18 protein-coding genes are annotated in these 16,933 nt (G+C 75.6%); 11 read left to right on the forward strand and 7 right to left on the reverse strand.

Going from position 1 to position 16,933, the window contains the following annotated elements:
* On the reverse strand, nt 1-969 hold the full coding sequence (dapD, locus tag F1C76_15310; GenBank protein ID QNG37767.1) for a 2,3,4,5-tetrahydropyridine-2,6-dicarboxylate N-succinyltransferase: 969 nt from the start codon (nt 967-969) through the stop codon (nt 1-3).
* 56 nt (nt 970-1,025) lie between these two features.
* Here dapD and F1C76_15315 point away from each other — a divergent pair, with 56 nt between their 5' ends.
* Genes F1C76_15315 through F1C76_15330 form a run of 4 tightly spaced genes read left to right on the forward strand, consistent with a single transcriptional unit; the run spans nt 1,026 to nt 3,798 of the window.
* Entirely contained in the window at nt 1,026-2,141 is a 1,116-nt protein-coding gene (locus F1C76_15315; protein QNG39284.1) for a succinyl-diaminopimelate desuccinylase, read from the forward strand.
* Nucleotides 2,138-2,938, forward strand: coding sequence for a TIGR00730 family Rossman fold protein (locus tag F1C76_15320; protein ID QNG37768.1), 801 nt, complete (start codon nt 2,138-2,140; stop codon nt 2,936-2,938). Before F1C76_15315 ends, F1C76_15320 begins: the two co-directional genes overlap by 4 nt.
* Before the next feature lie 7 nt (nt 2,939-2,945).
* Entirely contained in the window at nt 2,946-3,335 is a 390-nt protein-coding gene (locus F1C76_15325; GenBank protein ID QNG37769.1) for a DivIVA domain-containing protein, read from the forward strand.
* On the forward strand, nt 3,328-3,798 hold the full coding sequence (locus tag F1C76_15330; protein QNG37770.1) for an SRPBCC family protein: 471 nt from the start codon (nt 3,328-3,330) through the stop codon (nt 3,796-3,798). The genes F1C76_15325 and F1C76_15330 overlap by 8 nt, the downstream gene beginning before the upstream one ends.
* On the opposite strand, the gene F1C76_15335 is transcribed toward F1C76_15330, so the two are convergent.
* The 4 genes from F1C76_15335 to F1C76_15350 all read right to left on the reverse strand — a co-directional run bounded on the left by F1C76_15335 (nt 3,710) and on the right by F1C76_15350 (nt 6,868).
* Complete coding sequence (locus F1C76_15335) at nt 3,710-4,210, reverse strand: hypothetical protein (GenBank protein ID QNG37771.1); 501 nt, start codon at nt 4,208-4,210, stop codon at nt 3,710-3,712. The genes F1C76_15330 and F1C76_15335 overlap by 89 nt on opposite strands.
* Nucleotides 4,207-5,463 (reverse strand): molybdopterin-dependent oxidoreductase, encoded by a 1,257-nt coding sequence (locus F1C76_15340; protein ID QNG37772.1) that lies wholly within the window; start codon nt 5,461-5,463, stop codon nt 4,207-4,209. The genes F1C76_15335 and F1C76_15340 overlap by 4 nt, the downstream gene beginning before the upstream one ends.
* Before the next feature lie 98 nt (nt 5,464-5,561).
* A complete protein-coding gene (locus F1C76_15345) occupies nt 5,562-6,218 on the reverse strand; it encodes a DUF2064 domain-containing protein (protein ID QNG37773.1) in 657 nt (218 codons plus the stop codon).
* A complete protein-coding gene (locus tag F1C76_15350; GenBank protein ID QNG37774.1) occupies nt 6,215-6,868 on the reverse strand; it encodes a glycosyltransferase family 2 protein in 654 nt (217 codons plus the stop codon). The genes F1C76_15345 and F1C76_15350 overlap by 4 nt, the downstream gene beginning before the upstream one ends.
* Before the next feature lie 50 nt (nt 6,869-6,918).
* Between F1C76_15350 and F1C76_15355 the strand changes: the two genes are divergently transcribed.
* The gene (locus F1C76_15355) at nt 6,919-8,268 is read left to right on the forward strand and encodes a hypothetical protein (GenBank protein QNG37775.1); all 1,350 of its coding nucleotides are present in this window, start codon (nt 6,919-6,921) and stop codon (nt 8,266-8,268) included.
* Nucleotides 8,269-8,302: 34 nt separating this feature from the next.
* Entirely contained in the window at nt 8,303-9,190 is an 888-nt protein-coding gene (locus F1C76_15360) for a DMT family transporter (GenBank protein QNG39285.1), read from the forward strand.
* Between the two features lie 7 nt (nt 9,191-9,197).
* On the opposite strand, the gene F1C76_15365 is transcribed toward F1C76_15360, so the two are convergent.
* Together F1C76_15365 and F1C76_15370 are read right to left on the reverse strand one after the other, a co-directional pair.
* On the reverse strand, nt 9,198-10,754 hold the full coding sequence (locus F1C76_15365) for a DUF222 domain-containing protein (GenBank protein ID QNG37776.1): 1,557 nt from the start codon (nt 10,752-10,754) through the stop codon (nt 9,198-9,200).
* A gap of 98 nt (nt 10,755-10,852) precedes the next feature.
* The gene (locus F1C76_15370) at nt 10,853-11,920 is read right to left on the reverse strand and encodes an NAD-dependent epimerase/dehydratase family protein (protein ID QNG37777.1); all 1,068 of its coding nucleotides are present in this window, start codon (nt 11,918-11,920) and stop codon (nt 10,853-10,855) included.
* Between F1C76_15370 and F1C76_15375 the strand changes: the two genes are divergently transcribed.
* From F1C76_15375 to F1C76_15395, 5 genes are all read left to right on the forward strand, one after another.
* Nucleotides 11,913-12,506: a DNA-3-methyladenine glycosylase I gene (locus tag F1C76_15375; GenBank protein ID QNG37778.1), complete on the forward strand. Its 594-nt coding sequence runs from the start codon at nt 11,913-11,915 to the stop codon at nt 12,504-12,506. The genes F1C76_15370 and F1C76_15375 overlap by 8 nt on opposite strands.
* A gap of 122 nt (nt 12,507-12,628) precedes the next feature.
* The gene (locus F1C76_15380; GenBank protein ID QNG37779.1) at nt 12,629-12,796 is read left to right on the forward strand and encodes a DUF3117 domain-containing protein; all 168 of its coding nucleotides are present in this window, start codon (nt 12,629-12,631) and stop codon (nt 12,794-12,796) included.
* 77 nt (nt 12,797-12,873) lie between these two features.
* Entirely contained in the window at nt 12,874-14,367 is a 1,494-nt protein-coding gene (locus F1C76_15385; GenBank protein QNG37780.1) for a leucyl aminopeptidase family protein, read from the forward strand.
* The gene (locus F1C76_15390) at nt 14,364-15,809 is read left to right on the forward strand and encodes a hypothetical protein (protein ID QNG37781.1); all 1,446 of its coding nucleotides are present in this window, start codon (nt 14,364-14,366) and stop codon (nt 15,807-15,809) included. Before F1C76_15385 ends, F1C76_15390 begins: the two co-directional genes overlap by 4 nt.
* Nucleotides 15,810-15,955: 146 nt before the next feature.
* Nucleotides 15,956-16,933 (forward strand): GGDEF domain-containing protein, encoded by a 978-nt coding sequence (locus F1C76_15395; protein QNG39286.1) that lies wholly within the window; start codon nt 15,956-15,958, stop codon nt 16,931-16,933.

The raw sequence follows: 16,933 nt of genomic DNA on the forward strand, positions 1-16,933 counted from the left end.
TCAGTTGGCGTGCAGGGCGGCGTTCAGCGAGCCCCAGTCGCCGTCCCGGGGCAGGGCCTCGAGTGCCCCGGACACCGAGTTGCGCCGGAACAGCAGCCCCGGTCGACCGGACAGCTCGACGGCCTTCACGACCGAGCCGTCGGGCAGCGTGACGCGCGAGCCGGCGGTCACGTAGCAACCGGCCTCGACGACCGAGCGGTCGCCGAGGGAGATGCCGATGCCGGCGTTGGCGCCCAGCAGGCAGCCCTCGCCGATCGAGACGACCTGCTTCCCGCCGCCGGACAGCGTGCCCATGATCGAGGCGCCGCCGCCGATGTCGGAGTCCGCGCCGACGACGACGCCGGCGGAGATCCGGCCCTCGACCATCGAGGGGCCCAGCGTGCCGGCGTTGAAGTTGACGAAGCCCTCGTGCATGACCGTGGTGCCCTCGGCCAGGTGGGCACCGAGCCGGACCCGGTCGGCGTCGCCGATCCGCACGCCGGTGGGCAGCACGTAGTCGACCATCCGGGGGAACTTGTCGACGTGGGTGACGGTCACGTGGCCGTGCGCGGCCCGCATCTTCGCGGCCCGGACCGGGGTCCAGTCGGCGGCCTCGACCGGACCGGCCGACGTCCAGGCGACGGTGGACAGCAGCCCGAACTGCCCGTCCAGGCTCAGCCCGTGCGGACGGACCAGCCGGTGGGAGAGCAGGTGCAGCCGCAGGTAGACGTCGTGCGCGTCGACCGGGGCGGCGCCCAGGTCGGCGATCGTCGTCCGGACGCCGACCACCTCGACACCGCGGGCGTCGTCGTACCGGGCGAGGGCACCGAACTCCGTGCCCAGCGCGGCCTCGACCTCCAGGGTGCCCAGCCGCTCGGTGCCCGTGGCGTCGGCGGTGCCGAGCTCGGGGGCGGGGTACCAGGTGTCCAGGACGACCCCCGCGGTGGTCACGGTGGCGAGTCCGACGGCGGTGGCTCCGGGAGTGGTCACGGCTGCCGAGGTTACCGAGCCCGTCTCCGTAGGCTGCGGGCGTGACCGTGCCCCCGCTGGACCTCACCGCCGACGTGCTGACGCTGACCCGGGCCCTGGTCGACGCCCCGTCGGTCTCGGGCACCGAGGAGCCGCTCGCCGACGCCGTCGAGGCGGCGCTGCGCGCCCTCGGCGGGCTGGAGGTCGAGCGGATCGGCAACAACGTGCTGGCCCGCACCGACCTCGGCCGGGACACCCGCGTGGTGCTCGCCGGCCACCTGGACACCGTGCCGATCGCGGACAACCTGCCCAGCCGGCTGGAGACCGTGGACGGCGAGGAGCGGCTCTACGGCTGCGGCACCAGCGACATGAAGGCCGGTGACGCGGTGATGCTGCGGCTGGCCGGGCGCTTCGGCGTCCCCGGCGCGCAGCCCGCGCACGACCTGACGTTCGTCTTCTACGACAACGAGGAGGTCGAGGCGGTGAAGAACGGCCTCGGCCGGGTCGCGCGCGAGCGTCGCGGCTGGCTCTACGGCGACCTCGCGATCCTGCTCGAGCCCACCGACGGCGACGTCGAGGGCGGCTGCCAGGGCACCCTGCGCGTCGTCCTCACCGTGCCCGGCACGCGCGCGCACAGCGCCCGCTCGTGGCTGGGGGTCAACGCGGTGCACGGGGCGGCGCCGATCCTGGCGACGCTGGCCGCCTACGAGGCCCGCGAGGTCGACATCGACGGCCTGCACTTCCACGAGGGCCTCAACGCGGTGCGGATCGAGGGCGGGGTGGCCGGCAACGTCGTCCCCGACGAGTGCCGGGTGACGGTGAACTTCCGGTTCGCCCCCGACCGCGACGAGGACGACGCCGAGGCGCACGTGCGCGAGGTGTTCGCCGACGTCCTGGCCGCCGGCGTGACGCTGGAGGTCACCGACCTGAGCCCGGGTGCCCTCCCGGGGCTGTCCGAGCCAGCGGCCGCCGCCTTCGTCGCCGCCGTGGGCCGGCCGGCCCGGGCCAAGCTCGGTTGGACCGACGTCGCCCGCTTCGCCGCCTTCGGCATCCCGGCGCTGAACTACGGCCCCGGCGACCCGAACCTGGCCCACCAGCGCGCCGAGCACGTCCGGGTCGACCGGCTGCAGCCCGCCGAGGACGCGCTGCTGGCCTACCTCTCGACCACCACCGACACGGGGAGCACGGCATGAGCGACAACGGCACCCGGCGGGCCCGCACCCGCGGGCCGGTCCAGATCCGCGGCGGGGAGCCCGACCCCCGCCAGGAGGGGACGACGACCGACCAGCGGCTGCTCGATGCGCGAGGCCCGTCGGACTGGGTGCACGCCGACCCGTGGCGGGTGCTGCGCATCCAGGCCGAGTTCGTGGAGGGCTTCGGGCTGCTGGCCGAGCTGCCGCGGGCGGTCAGCGTGTTCGGCAGCGCCCGGACCAAGCCCGGGACGCCCTACTACGAGGCAGGGGTCGCGCTCGGTGCCGCGCTGGCCGAGGCCGGCTACGCGGTGATCACCGGCGGCGGCCCGGGTGCCATGGAGGCGGCCAACAAGGGCGCCTGCGAGGCCGGTGGCATGTCGGTGGGGCTGGGAATCGAGCTGCCGTTCGAGCAGGAGCTCAACGAGTGGGTCGACGTGGGCATCGCGTTCCGCTACTTCTTCGTGCGGAAGACGATGTTCGTGAAGTACGCCCAGGCATTCGTGATCCTGCCCGGTGGCTTCGGGACGCTCGACGAGCTGTTCGAGGCGCTCACGCTGGTGCAGACCACCAAGGTCACCCGCTTCCCGGTGATCCTGTTCGGCAGCAGCTACTGGGCCGGGCTGCTGGACTGGATCCGCACCACGCTGGTCACCGAGGGCACGGTGTCCCCGCACGACCTGGACCTGATCACGGTCACCGACGACGTGGCCGAGGCCGTCGCCGTCATCGCCGCCGCCGAGGCCGCCCGGGAGGCCGCCGGCCAGCCCGGTGGCGAGCCCGCCCCGACCGAGGGCTGAGCGACCGGTGGTCTCCGTCGTCGTCTTCGTGGTCGGGTTGCTGCTGGTCGGCGGCCTGCTGTTCCTCGGCTCGGCGGTGCTGCTGGGCCGGGGGGAGACCCAGCCGCCGGCCGAGCTGGACCGCTCCCCGGTCGAGCTGCCCGACGACCGGCCGGTGGTCGGGGACGACGTCCGGGCGCTGCAGGTGTCCGTCGCCGTCCGCGGCTACCGGATGACCGAGGTGGACTGGCTGCTGGACCAGCTCGCCCAGACGATCGACGAACGCGACGTCGAGATCGCCCGGCTGCGGGCCGGTGGGGGCGCCCACGCTGCGGTCGAGGACGACAACCCGGAGGCTGGTGGCGTGGAGCCGGTGTCACCGGCCCCCGCCGACGTCGAGGAGACCCCCCGTGCCTGAACTCGTCCTCACCGTGGACGTCGACGCACCCCCGGAGCAGGTGTTCGCGGCGTTGGTCGACTGGACCACCCAGGGCGAGTGGATGCTGCTCACCGACGTCCGCACCGTGTCCGGGGACGCCCAGGGGGTCGGCGGGCAGATCGCGGCGACCACCGGCATCCCGCTGCCCGGCGGGCGACGCCTCGGAGTGCTGGACACCATGACGATCACCAGCTGGGACCCCCCGCACGCGGTCGACGTGGTGCACACCGGCCGGGTCGTCAAGGGCACCGGCAGCTTCCAGGTGCGCGAGCGGTCCGGCGGTTCGACCTTCGTCTGGGTGGAGAACCTCGATCTGCCGCTGGGTGCGCTGGGCCGGCTGGGGTGGCCGCTGGTCAAGCCCGGGTTCGTGGCCGGGGTGCGGCTGTCGCTGAAGCGGTTCGCCCGCTACGCAGAGTCGCGACCAGGCACCACGCGGCCGTGACGGCCAGGACGACGCCGACCACCACGAGCAGCGTCGTCCCGTAGTCCCGCGGCAGGAACGAGTCGTTGCCCTCCTGCGCGCCGTAGCCCAGCACGAAGGGCAGCGCGACGACGACCAGCACCCCGCTGACGGCGGCGCCGACCACCGCGGGACCGCGGGCCGGGCGGGGGAGCACCTTCGTGGCGACCCAGCCCAGGCCGATCCACAGCGGGGCGATCACCAGGTCGTGCACCAGGGCGCTGCCGACGAACCAGGTGAGCCAGGAGCCGATCGGGACCCGGCCGCCTGCGGTGAGCAGGCCGTAGAAGCCGTAGGCCACCGCCAGCAGGCCCGGGGCGAGGAACAGCCAGCGCCACCAGGGGGTGAGCGCGGACGTCACGGGGCGCGAGACGTCGCTGGTGTAGCCGCTCACGAGCCGATCCCCCCGGTGCCGGGGGCGATGCGGGTGATCCACTTGGTCTGCATGACCCCGGGCCGGTTGGGGGCGATGAGCCGCAGCGGGTAGCCGTGGTCGAGGGCGAGCTCCTCGCCGTTGAGCCGCAGTGCCAGCAGCGTCTTCGGGCTGCGCACGTGCGGCGGGGAGACGGTGGCGACCCGGTAGAGCCCGCCGGTCTGCAGGGACTCCACGGTCACCTCGGTGTCCGGCGCCAGGCCGGCCGCCTCGAGCACCTCGGAGAGGCGCACCCCGGTCCAGTCGGCGTTGGACGACCAGCCCTCGACGCAGGCGATCGGCAGCCGCTCGGTGCGCTGGGTCATCCCCTGCAGGTCGGCCAGCGTGAGCGACAACGGGGTGGGTCCGTCGACGGTCAGCCGCCAGGCGGGGTCGACGGCGGTCTCGGTCACCCCGGCGCGCTGCGCGGTCTGGTTGACCGGCAGGCCCTGGGGTCCGACGCCGGGGATGCGGGGGGCGAGGACCGAGACCTGGCCCAGCGGGCTCACCGTCTGGCCCCACTGGGTGAGCGCGACGGCGCCGGTGGCCAGTCCGGCGGTGAGGACGAAGGCCCGCCGGCTGACCGCTGCGTGCTCGGCCGCCTCGTCGTCGGCGACGACACGGGCGGCGTCGTCCTCGTCGAGCCCGACCACCGCGGCGGGCGAGCCGCGCCGGGCGAGGCCGCGCCGGATCTGCGGGGCCAGCGCGCCGACGTGCACCAGCACCGCGCCGACGGCGATCCAGCCGGTCCAGTAGTGCGTGGTGGTGAAGAAGAAGCCGAACGGGTACCACTTCGCCAGGTTCAGCAGGCCGGTGAGCAGCTGGAACACCGCTGCGCCGACGAGCACCAGCACGGCGAGCCGGGCGACCAGCTGAGCCGGGGTGCGGGCCGGCGGCCAGGTGAACAGCTTGGGGTAGACCGTCCACAGCTTGACCAGCAGCAGCGGGATGAGTGCGAGACCGACCGCGACGTGGGTGCCCTGGGTCCAGCGGTACAGCCACACCGGGGACGCCGGCCAGTAGAACCAGCCGGGCGGGTTCTGCACGAGGTGGCTGATCAGCCCGGTCAGGAAGCAGACGACGAAGCCGACGCCCAGCCAGACGCCGACCCGGGAGGCCCGGCGCTCGGTGTGCAGCGGGCTGGGGAAGGCGTCCTCGCCGAACGGCCCGCGGCGCAGTGCCGCCGGGGGGTCGGGCAGCCGGGCCCCGAGGACCCGGTCCAGCGGCTTCGTCACGGGTTCCTCTCACGGACGTCAGGTCGTGCTGTGGTGTCCATCGGCACGACCGGAGCAGTGCTGGAGGGGGTTCGCCCCGAGCCTGGTCGCCGGACGGGTCAGTCCGGCAGGGTCGCCGCGACCTCGGCCACCACCCGGCGCATCCGGCTGGTGGGCGGGCAGAGCTCCGCGACGGCGAGGGCGTCGGGGAAGTGGTCGACGTCGGTGAGCACCGGCAGGTCCAGCACGGTCAGCCCGGCGGCCTCCAGCGCGGCGCGGGTGTTGACCGCGGTGTCGTCCCGGGACATCGGCACGTCGGGCAGCACCGCGGCGGCGTCGGGGGAGTGCACGCCGAGGGACCACCAGCCACCGTCGGGGGCGACCCCGAGTGCGGCGTGCCCCGGGCCGGCCGCGACCAGGCGGTCGAGGCAGTCGGTGAGCAGCCCGGGGGAGATCTGGGGGGTGTCCATGCCGACCAGCAGGGTGGGCAGGTCGCCGTCCCCGGCCATGGCGTCGGCGAACGCGGCGGCCAGCCGGGTGCCCAGGTCGCCCTCGACCTGGGGGACGACGACGAGGTCGTGCAGGTCCAGGTCACCGGGTGCGCCGTCCAGGGCGACGACCCGACGGGTGACGGGGGTGGCGCGGACGACGTCCAGGGTGTCGCCGACCGCGGCCGCGGCGATGGTGCTGGCCTGCAGCGGGGTGCAGGGCGGGGTCAGCCGGGTCTTGCTCTTCCCGGGGACGGGCGCCTTGGTGATGACCAGCAGCTGCGTCACCGGTTCAGCACCCCGCTCATGTCCTTGATCGTCTTGACCGTGCCCAGGACCGTGCCGGTCACCTTGGACTTCGTGCCCTCGGCGCGGGGGTGGTAGTCGACGTCGACCTCGCGGACCCGCCAGTGCGCGTCCGAGGCCTTCGTGACCATCTCCAGCGGGTAGCCGAAGCGCCGGTCGGTGATGCCCAGCCCGAGCAGCTCGGTGCGCCGGGCAGCCCGCATCGGGCCCAGGTCGTGCAGCCGCAGGCCGGTGCGGCGCCGCATCATCACGCTGAGCGCGGTGTTCGCGACCCGGGCGTGCACCGGCCAGGCGTCCCGCGAGCTGGGGCGCCGCCGGCCGAGCACCAGGTCGGCCTCGCCGGCGAGCACGGGGTCGGCGACCAGGGGCAGCTGGGCGGGGTCCATCGAGGCGTCGGCGTCGCAGAAGCAGACGACGTCGTCCGTGGCCGCCTCCAGGCCGGCGTGCGCGGCGGCGCCGAAGCCGCGTTGCGGCACGTGCACCACGGTGGCGCCGTGGTCGGCGGCGATCTGCGCGGAACCGTCGGTCGAGCCGTTGTCGGCGACGATCGCGCGGTAGCCGGCGGGCAGGCGGGTGAGGACCCAGGGCAGTGCCCCGGCCTCGTCCAGGCAGGGGAAGACGACGTCGGGCACGCACGGACGGTAGCCGGGGCACCGCGGTGTCGCCTCTACAGTCCGGGGTCGTGAGCAACGCCGCGCCCGTCGAGGACGAGACCACCCGGACGCGCAGGCTCCCTGGCGCCGCGGTCGGCGCCGCTGCCGTGTTCGTCGTCGTGGTGGGCGTCGTGGGGTGGCGGCTGGCCGAGGGCGGCACGGTCCTGCACCTGCTGGGCGGCTACGTGCTCCGCGGCGCGTTCGGCGTGGTGGTGACCCCGCAGACCGTGCTGCCGGTGCTGGTGGGGGTCGCCGGCGTGCTGTGGGGACCGGGGTTCGCTGCCCGCCTGCGCTGGGGGGTGCTGCTCCTCGGCTCGACCGCGGCCGCAGCGCTGTGGACGGTCACCCTGGCCCTGTCCAGCGGCTGGCACCGGCTGCCCGAGCCCCTCGCGGTGCGCTACGAGTACCCCTTCGACGTCCCCCGGGTCGGGTCGATACCCCAGTTCCTGTCCACGTTCACCGACTTCGTGCCCGCCGACTCCGCCGACCCGTGGACCACCCACGTGGCCGGCCACCCGCCGGGTGCGCTGCTGTCCTTCGTGCTGCTGGACCGGCTCGGGCTCTCCGGGCTCGGGTGGGACGCTGCGCTGTGCATCGTCGGCGGCGTGCTGGCGGTGCCCGCGGTGCTGGTCACCGTGCGCGCGGTGACCGACGAGGCCCGCGCCCGGGTGGTGGCGCCGTTCCTCGTGCTGGCGCCGTTGGCGCTGTGGGTGGCCACCAGCGCCGACGCGCTCTTCGCCGGTGTCTCGGCCTGGGGCGTCGCCGGGCTCGCGACGGCGGCGGTGTCGACCGGCTGGCGGCGCGATCTCCGGGCGCTGCTGGGCGGGCTGCTGCTGGGTGCCGCGCTCTTCCTGTCCTTCGGGCTGACCGCCCTGGGGCTGGTGGCGCTGGTCGTCGTCCTGGTGCACCGGCGGGCGCTGGGCTGGGGCGGCGTCGTCCGGGTGCTCGGGGTCGGTGCGGTGGGCGTGCTGCTCGTGGTCGGGGCGTACGCCCTGGGCGGCTACTGGTGGCTCGACGGCTTCCACGCCGCCGGCGACCGGGTGCGCTCGGGCCCCTCCTACGCCAACCGGCCACTGGGCTTCTTCGTCTTCTCCAACCTGGCGGCCGGCCTGCTCGCCGTCGGCCCGGCCGCCGTCGCCGGCCTGGCCTCGCTGCGCCGCCACCGGCTGGCGCTGCTCGCCCTGGCCGCGCTCGTCGGCATCCTGGCCAGCGACGCCACCGGGCTCGTGCGCGGGGAGACCGAGCGGATCTGGCTGCCGTTCTACGTCTGGGTGCTGACCGCGACCGCGTTCCTCCCTCCCCGTCAGCGCCGGCTGTGGCTCGCGGCCGGTGTCGTGCTGGCGATCGCGATCGAGGTGACCGTCCGCACCGAGTGGTGACCGTCCCCGGGTGACCGCGGAGCAGGATGGCGCCGTGAGTTGTCGCGGCTGGGGCCTGTTCGTCGTGATGAGCGTCATCTGGGGCGTGCCGTACCTGCTGATCAAGGTCGCGGTCGGTGAGCTTGACCCGGTGCTCGTCGTCTTCGGGCGGTGTGTGCTGGGCGCGGCGATCCTGCTGCCCTGGGTGGTGGCCCGCGGTCAGCTGCGCGGGATCACCCGGTACTGGAAGCCGCTGCTGGCGTTCACCGTGCTGGAGATGACCGGCCCGTGGCTGCTGCTGTCGATCGCGGAGCAGACGCTGTCCTCCTCGCTGACCGGGCTGCTCGTGGCCACCGTCCCGTTCGTCGCCGCGCTGGCGGGGCGGCTGGTGGGGGAGGAGGAGCGGCTGTCCCCGGTGCGGATCGGCGGGATGGTGCTGGGCGTCGTCGGGATCGCCACGCTGCTGGGCCTGGACGTCGCGGGTGCCCAGTGGCTCGCCCTGGGTGCCGTCGTCCTCACCGTGATCGGCTACGGGACGGCGCCGTTGATCATCAGCCGGCAGCTGTCGGCGGTGTCCGGGGTGGCCGCGAGCGCGGTGGCGCTGTCGATCACCACCGTGGTCTACGCCCCCTTCGCGCTGCCCCGGCTCGACCAGGTCGGCGCGGCGTCGGGGCGGGCGCTGCTCGCGGTCGCCGCGCTCGGGGTGGTGTGCACGGCCCTGGCCCTGGCGCTGTTCTTCGCCCTCATCCGGGAGGTCGGCCCGCAGCGGGCGCTGGTGATCACCTTCGTCAACCCGGCGGTCGCGGTGCTGCTGGGCGTGCTCCTGCTGGGGGAGCCGTTCACCCTCGGGATCGCCGTGGGGCTGCCGCTGGTGCTGGTGGGCTGCGTGCTCGCCACCCGGCGGACCCGCGTCACCGACCCCGCCCCGGTGGCCGCGGCCTGACCCGCTGTCAGGCGGCCCGGGACGCGGCGGCGTCCTCCCGTTCGACTCGCTGACGTCGGCGCAGGGCAGCGCGGTTGCCCAGCACCGTGCCGACCACGTGCCGCAGGTCCATCCGCTCGCCGTTCGCCCGCCAGTAGGGCGGCAGGGGCACCGGTCCGGGTCCCGCCCGCTCCGGGGAGGCGTCCCCGTCCGTGGGCAGCCATACCCCCGTGCCGTCCTGCAGGTGCGCCCGCAGACCGTCCGGGCCGCGTTCCACGGTGAGGTCGAGGTCGTGCACCAGCCCGTGGCACCGGTCGCACAGCAGGACGAGGTTCTCCACGTCGGTGCGGCCGCCGAGGAGCCACGGCACGACGTGGTGGGCGTGCAGCCGCTCGGGCCGGGTCTCCGCGCAGCCCGGCCGGGCGCAGCCGCCGTCGCGCAGCAGCAGGGCTCGCCGTTGCGCACGGCTGGCGTACCTCCGGCGGCGTCCACAGGCCAGCACCTGCTCGCCCTCGACGAGGACGGTGGTGACCGCCGCATCGCAGGCCAGACGGCGCGCCTGGGCCGCGCTGAGCGAGGCGACCCCGTCGAGGGCCGCCTGCCCCGCGGCGAGGTCGTCGGCGAGCACCGCGGCGTCGACCCGCACCAGGACCTCCCGCGGGGCCGGGTCGCCGGGCCGGGTGTCGACCGTCGCGACCCCGGCCCGCAGCAGGTCGAGCAGGGCGTCGGTGCGGGCGACGGTCACCCGGGCGCGGCGGACCCGGTCGGCCTCCCGGGTGTTCTCGGACGGGCCCTCCTGGCCGCGGGCGGCGACCCGGTCGCGCCGGGTCAGGACCTCGGCGCGGTTCTCCACCGCGGCCACCACCTCGGCGGCGTCCTCGGCCGACAGGCGCAGCCGCAGGCTCACGCTGCCGTCGCCCTCGTCGTGCCAGTCGAAGCGCTGCTCCCACCGGCGTGGGGGAGCGTCCGGGTCGGCGCCCTCGGGCCACCACGCCGCCCACACCGCGGCAGCAGCCGCACGGCCGGCCTCGTCGCCCTCGTCGTCGTCCCCGCCGGCCGCGATCGCGGCACCGCGGGCAGCGGACCGGGCCCGGTCGGCCTGGGCCCGGGCGGCGTCGGTGGTGGCCTCGTCGGAGCGGCGCCAGCCGGCCACCACCCGTTCCAGCTGGGCCGCGGTGCAGGTGGCGGCCACCTCCAGGAGCCCGGCCTCGGTGTCGGTGTCGGCGACCCGGGCGATGGCCCGGGCCTTGGCGTAGGAGATGCGCCCGGCGCTCAGCTCGCGGGTGGTGCCGGGCAGGCCGGGGAGCGCGCGGGCCGTGCGGACGTGGTCGCGCGCCGTGCCCGGGGCCATCCCGCACTGCCAGGACAGCCACTGCGCACACGAGGTCACCCCCGGTACCGCCCAGCCCTCGCGGCGGTCGAACTCGGCGACCAGCAGCAACCACGCCCCCGTCGCGGCCGAGATCGCCACCGCGCCGGCGCAGAGCCGGACCGCCAGCTCCGGCAGCGGGAGGGCGTCGTCGTCCGGCCGGTCGGTGGCGCAGTTCATCGCACGGACCGTGGCCGGGTCTGTCGTCGTGGACACGGGGACCCCTCTCGCTCGTCGAACACCTGATCGAAGAGTGGCACCGGGGTACGACAGAACCGGCGCGGGGTGTTTCCGCGGAAACACCCCGCCGAGGGTCAGGGCTGCTGCGGGGCGGCCCGGAGGGTGGCGGTGGCGAACTCGCGCATGCCGTCCTCGAAGGCGACGGCGGCCTGGTAGCCGAGCTCGACGCGGGCCCGTTCGGGGCTGGCGACGACGTGCCGCACGTCCCCGATCCGGTACTGCCCGGTGACCTGGGCGTCCGGCCCGCCGAACGCGGTGGCCAGCGCGCGGGCCATGTCCCCGACGGTGTGCGGCACCCCGCTGGCCACGTTGTACGTGCGCAACGTGGACTCCTCCGGCGGGTGCTCCAGGGACCGCAGGTTGGCCTGGGCGACATCGGTGACGTGCACGAAGTCGCGCATCTGGCCGCCGTCCTCGTAGACCTGCGGCGCCCGCCCGGACTCCAGCGACGACCGGAAGATCGACGCGACGCCGGCGTAGAAGGTGTCGCGCGGCATCCGCGGGCCGTAGACGTTGTGGTACCTCAGCCCGACCGCGGTGCCACCGGTGGAGCGCGCCCAGGCCGAGGCGAGGTGCTCCTGGGCGAGCTTGGTCGCGGCGTAGGTGTTGCGCGGGTCGGTGGGGGTCTCCTCGCCCACCTCGCCCCAGGCCAGCTGCTCCCCGCAGACCGGGCAGGGAGGGTCGAACCGTCCGGCGTCCAGGTCGGCCTTACGGCGCGGCGCAGCGGGGACGACGCCGTGCACCGCGCACTCGTAGCGGCCCTCGCCGTAGACCACCATCGAGCTGGCCATGACCAGCTGACCGACGTCGGCGCGGGCCATCCCGGCCAGCAGCACCGCCGTCCCCAGGTCGTTGATGCCGGCGTAGAGCGGCATGTCCTGCACGTCGATGCCCAGCCCGACCATCGCGGCCTGGTGGTTGACCGCGTCCACCCCGGCCAGCACCCGGTCGACGGTGTCGGGGTCCCGCACGTCACCCACGACCAGTTCGACGCCGTCCAGTCCGGGCGGGCCGTCGTGGTAGGCGGGGTGGACGGCGGGCAGCAGGGCGTCGAGGACCCGCACCTCGTGCCCGGCCTCGAGGTGGGCGGCGACGACGTGCGAGCCGATGAACCCGGCCCCACCGGTGACGAGGATGCGCATGGGCGCCGACGCTAGCCTCGGCCCCGTGGAGCTGCAGCGGTGCGCCTGGGCCACGAGTGCGCCCGACTACGTCACCTACCACGACGAGGAGTGGGGCGTCCCGGTCCGCGGGGACGACGCCCTGTTCGAGCGGGTGTGCCTGGAGGCCTTCCAGTCCGGGCTGTCCTGGATCACGATCCTGCGCAAGCGGCCGGCGTTCCGGGCCGCGTTCGCCGGCTTCTCCATCGACGCGGTGGCCGACTTCACCGACGCGGACGTCGAGCGGCTGATGGCCGACGCCGGGATCGTGCGCAACCGGGCCAAGATCGAGGCCGCCCGGCGCAACGCCCGCGCCGCCCAACAGCTGCCCGAGGGGTTGTCGGCGCTGCTGTGGTCCTTCGCACCCACCGGGGAGCGCCCCAACCCGGCCACCCTGGCCGACGTCCCGGCCGTCACCGCCGAGTCCACGGCCCTGGCCAAGGAGCTCAAGGAGCGTGGGTTCGCCTTCGTCGGCCCGACGACCGCCCACGCCCTCATGCAGGCCACCGGGATGGTCGACGACCACGTCGCGGACTGCTTCCGGGCGGGTGTCGCGCGTCTCGGTTGAGGGCTCATGTTGGTCTCATCCCGATCATGCGGGAGAATGGTCGACAGCTCTGGTTCGCAGACGGAACGACAGCCACACCGCACCCAGCACGGGGCTGCGGGTGGCCGGTGAAGGAGGCACGCATGGCGGCCATGAAGCCGCGTACGGGTGAAGGTCCCCTCGAGGTCACCAAGGAGGGTCGCGGCCTGGTCATGCGCGTTCCGCTCGAAGGTGGCGGACGGCTCGTCGTCGAGCTCTCCGCCGACGAGGCAGCGGCGCTCTCCGAGGCACTCCAGGGCGCGATCAGCTGACCAGCACGACTCAGACGGCCCCGGCCGCCGGCCCCGCGCCGGCGACCGGGGCCGCTGCGTGTCCCGGGGTCGACGTCGTGGCGGCCCTGCCCCCGCTCACCGACACCGACGTGCTCGTCGTCCCGGTGGGCGCCCGCGGAGCACTGCCGTCGTGGCTGGTCGACGCAGCCGACCCCGTCGTGGACCCCGGGTGGCTGGCCGGCGCGCTGGCCGACACCGGCAACGGCGGCCGGCCCGGGGGCATCACCAACCTGCCGGTGCCCGGACGCCGCCCCCGCTCGGTGGTGGCCGTCGGCATGGGTGACGGCACCCCCGCCGAGGTGCGCACCTGCGTCTCGATCGCCGTCCGGCGGGGTCAGACGCTGGCCGAGCACGGCGCCACCCGGCTCGTCGTCGCGCTGGACAGCGCCGCCGGACCGGCCGGACCCGAGCAGCTCCGGGCGGCCGCCGAGGCGGCCGTGCTCGCCGGGTACCGCTTCCGGGACTCCTCCGCGCCACACCCGCCGCGGCTGGCGTCGGTGCTGCTGGTCGCGTCGTCCGCCGGCGAGGGCGCGGTGGAGCGGGGCCGGGTGACCGGTGGGTCCGTGGCCTGGGCCCGCGACCTGGTCGCCACCCCGCCGAACACGGCCGACCCCGCGTGGCTGGCCGACCGGGCCGTCGGCCGACTGGGCGACCACGACCACGTGCGGACGACGGTGCTGGGCCCCCGCCAGCTGCGGGCCGGCGGCTTCGGCGGCGTGCTGGCCGTCGGCGGTGGTTCGGCGTCCGCGCCCCGGCTCGTGGTGGCGGCGTACGACCCGCCCGGTGCCGGGACCGCCCACGTGGTGCTGGTCGGCAAGGGCATCACCTTCGACACCGGCGGCATCTCGGTCAAGACCACCGCCGGCATGCGCGAGATGAAGACCGACATGGCCGGCGGCGCCGTCGTGCTCGCCGCGCTCGACGCGGCTGCGGCGCTCGGGCTGCCGGTGCGGGTCACGGCCGTGGTGCCGTTCGCGGAGAACCACCTGTCGGGGTCGGCCTACCGGCCCGGGGACGTCGTCACCCACGTCGGCGGGCGCACCACCGAGGTCCGGAACACCGACGCCGAGGGCCGGATGGTGCTGGCCGACGCGCTCGCCCACGCCCACCGCGAGCTCGCAGCGACCGCGCTCGTCGACGTCGCCACCCTCACGGGCGCGGCGAAGACCGCACTGGGCGCCCGCACCGGCGCGCTGTACGCCACCGACGACGCCCTGGCCGACGGACTGCTCGCAGCCGGTCGGGCGGCGGGGGAGCCGTGGTGGCGGATGCCGCTGGCCGAGGAGCACGTCGCCCACCTGCGGGCCCAGCTGGACTCACCCGTCGCCGACGCGAACAACGCCCCGGGCAACCCGGGCGCGACGACCGCGGCGCTGTTCCTGCAGCCGTTCACCGGCGGGCTCCCCTGGGCGCACCTCGACGTCGCCGGACCCGCCCGGGCCGGCGCCGACCACGGCGACACGGTCAAGGGCGGCACCGGCTTCGCCGTCCGGACGCTGCTGCGCTGGTTGGAGTCGGGAGCCCCCGGGGGTGGGACAGTTCCCGGGTGACCGACCAGCAGCACGGCGTCGTCTTCCCCACCGGACCGGACGGACGGCGCAGCACGGCTGCGGTCGGGCGCGCGGTGGTGGCCGACGCGCTGCGCCCGGTCGACCCCACCGGTGCGCGAGCCGCCGAGCAGGAGACCAACTGGCGTGCGGGCTACCTGCGGCACGTGCGGCGGACGACCGAGGCGGCCCTGGGCTCCCGGGACGCCGCGCTCGCGATCGCCGACGCCGGCCTGGACGCGGTGCACACCCGGATGCGCGTGGCCACCGGCGGCGGCGAGGCCGACCTGCGTGAGCTGGGCACCGCCCCGGCCGGCCGCGAGCTGCACACCGAGACGGTCACCGGGACGGCCGAGCCCGAACGCGAGCTCTCCCTGCCCTTCCGGGGTGGCCGGCTGCGCGGGGAGGAGCTGACCCGGCGGATGGACGACTGGGTCGCCGCCGGGGTGGTCGAGCCCAGCTGCGCCGAGGCCGTGCGCACGGTGCAGGCCCACCCGGAGTGGCTGGCCCTGCCCGGCCGCACCGTGGCGGTGCTCGGCGCCGGTGCCGAGATGGGGCCGCTGACCGCGCTGCTGCGCTGGGGGGCCACCGTGGCGGCGGTCGACCTGCCCCGCCCGGCGATCTGGAGCCGCGTCCGGGAGACCGCCGGCCGCAGCGCCGGGACGCTCCTGCTCCCGACCGGGGACGGCGGCGTGGGTGCCGACCTCATCGGCGAGGTCCCCGCGGTCGCCGACTGGCTCGGCGGGCTGGACGGCGTCCCCGTGCTGGGCAACTACGTCTACGCCGACGGCGCGACCAATGTGCGGGTCTCGGTCGCCGTCGACGTGCTCACCCTGCGGCTGCAGGCGCTGCGCCCGGACCTGGCACTGGGGTTCCTGGCCACCCCCACCGACGTGTTCGCCGTCCCCGGGGAGGCGGTGGCGGCCTCGGTCGCCGCCTACGCGGACCGCTCCCGGGCGGCCAAGCTGCTGGGCCGGCCGCTGCGCACCCTGTCGGGGGGCCGTCTGCTGCAGCGGGCCTACCTGCCCGGCACCGACCCGGGCATCGCCGACAGCCTGGTGCCCCAGCAGGGTCCGAACTACGCCCTGGCCAAGCGGCTGCAGCGCTGGCGGGCCACCACCGCCCGCGCCGCCGGGGCCACCGTCTCGATGAACGTCGCGCCACCCACCCGCACCCGGTCGGTGCTGAAGAACCGCGCGCTGGCCGCGGCCTACGCCGGGGCGCACCGGTTCGGCGTCGAGGTGTTCGAGCCGGCGACCTCGAACGTGCTGATGGCCGCCCTGCTCGTGCACGACCTGCACACCGCCGGCGGGCCCACCCACGACGAGCCGTGGCAGGACGAGGCGTCCGGCGCCGCACACGGCGGGCTGTGGCGGACCGCCTGGGCCCCGCGCAGCGCGCTGGGGCTGGCCGCGGTGCTGGGGCTCGGCGGCGCGCGGGGCTGACCCGGCGGCCCACCCCAGGGGGTGACGCGCCCGCTCGCCTGCTGCACCCGGGGCCCGCACCCGCCGATGGACCGGACGTGAACCCGTCCGTGCCCGCCCGGCTGCGCTCCCGGGACGCCGTCGCCGCTGCGCGCACCGCGTCCTGGGTGATGTCGGCTGCCGCCCTCGTCGTGGCCGGGTTCGCGCTCTTCGACCCGCTGACCGTGACCCCGACCCAGCAGGTCGGGTCGTGGGTGGTCGTCGTCCTGCTCGCGGTCGGGGTGGCCGCGTGCCGGTCCACCGACCCGCACCGGCTCGACCGGGCCGGGGTGCTGCTGGTCGTCCCGGCACTCGGCGTCCTGGCGGTGTCCGGGCTGAACCTGCTCACCGCGGACACCTCGGCCGCCGCGCAGTCCTTCCTGGTGCTCCCCACGCTGTGGGCCGCCGTCCAGCTGCGCACCGCCGGTGCCTGGACCGTGGCCGCGGTGGCGATCGGCTGCAACGCCGGCGTCGTGTTCGGCCTGGAGGACCCCGGCCCGGCGGTCACCGATGCGGTCTTCGTGGGGTGCGTCCTGACGGTCAGCACCCTGCTGCTCTCGCACGCCGGGGACCGGACCGAGCGGCTGCTGGCCGCACTCCGTGACCAGGCGGCGATCGACCCGCTCACCGGGCTCGTGACGCGCCGCGTGCTCGACGAGGCGATGGCCGCCGCGCTGACCGCCACCTCCGTGGGCACCGGCACCGCGCTCGTGCTGGTCGACGTGGACTCCTTCAAGTCGGTCAACGACGTGCACGGCCACCCGGTGGGGGACGACGCCCTGCGCCACCTGGCCCTCGTGCTGCGCGACGCGGTCCGCCACGGGGACGCCGTGGTCAGCCGGATGGGCGGCGACGAGCTGGCCGTGCTGCTGCCCGGCTGCACCCCCGACGTGGCCGAACGGCGGGCCGCCGACCTGGTCGCCGCCGTCCGGGCCACACCCCTGCCGCTGCCCGACGGGACGCTGCTGCCCCTGACGGTCAGCGTCGGGGTCGCCCACGCCCCGCGGGACGCCGCGGACCTGCGCCCGCTGTACGCCGCGGCCGACGGGGCCCTCTACCGGGCGAAGCGGTCTGGCCGCGACCAGATGGCGGTCGCCGGTCCCTGA

The organism is Geodermatophilaceae bacterium NBWT11, from assembly GCA_014218215.1.
In the GTDB taxonomy this organism is placed as follows: Bacteria; Actinomycetota; Actinomycetes; order Mycobacteriales; family Geodermatophilaceae; genus Klenkia.

Bases quoted from the DNA above. Each gene is read 5' to 3' on its own strand.
- F1C76_15370 (QNG37777.1), bottom strand. From the start codon at position 11,920: ATGCGCATCCTCGTCACCGGTGGGGCCGGGTTCATCGGCTCGCACGTC.
- F1C76_15320 (QNG37768.1), top strand. From the start codon at position 2,138: ATGAGCGACAACGGCACCCGGCGGGCCCGCACCCGCGGGCCGGTCCAG.
- F1C76_15375 (QNG37778.1), top strand. From the start codon at position 11,913: ATGCGCATGGGCGCCGACGCTAGCCTCGGCCCCGTGGAGCTGCAGCGG.
- F1C76_15380 (QNG37779.1), top strand. From the start codon at position 12,629: ATGGCGGCCATGAAGCCGCGTACGGGTGAAGGTCCCCTCGAGGTCACC.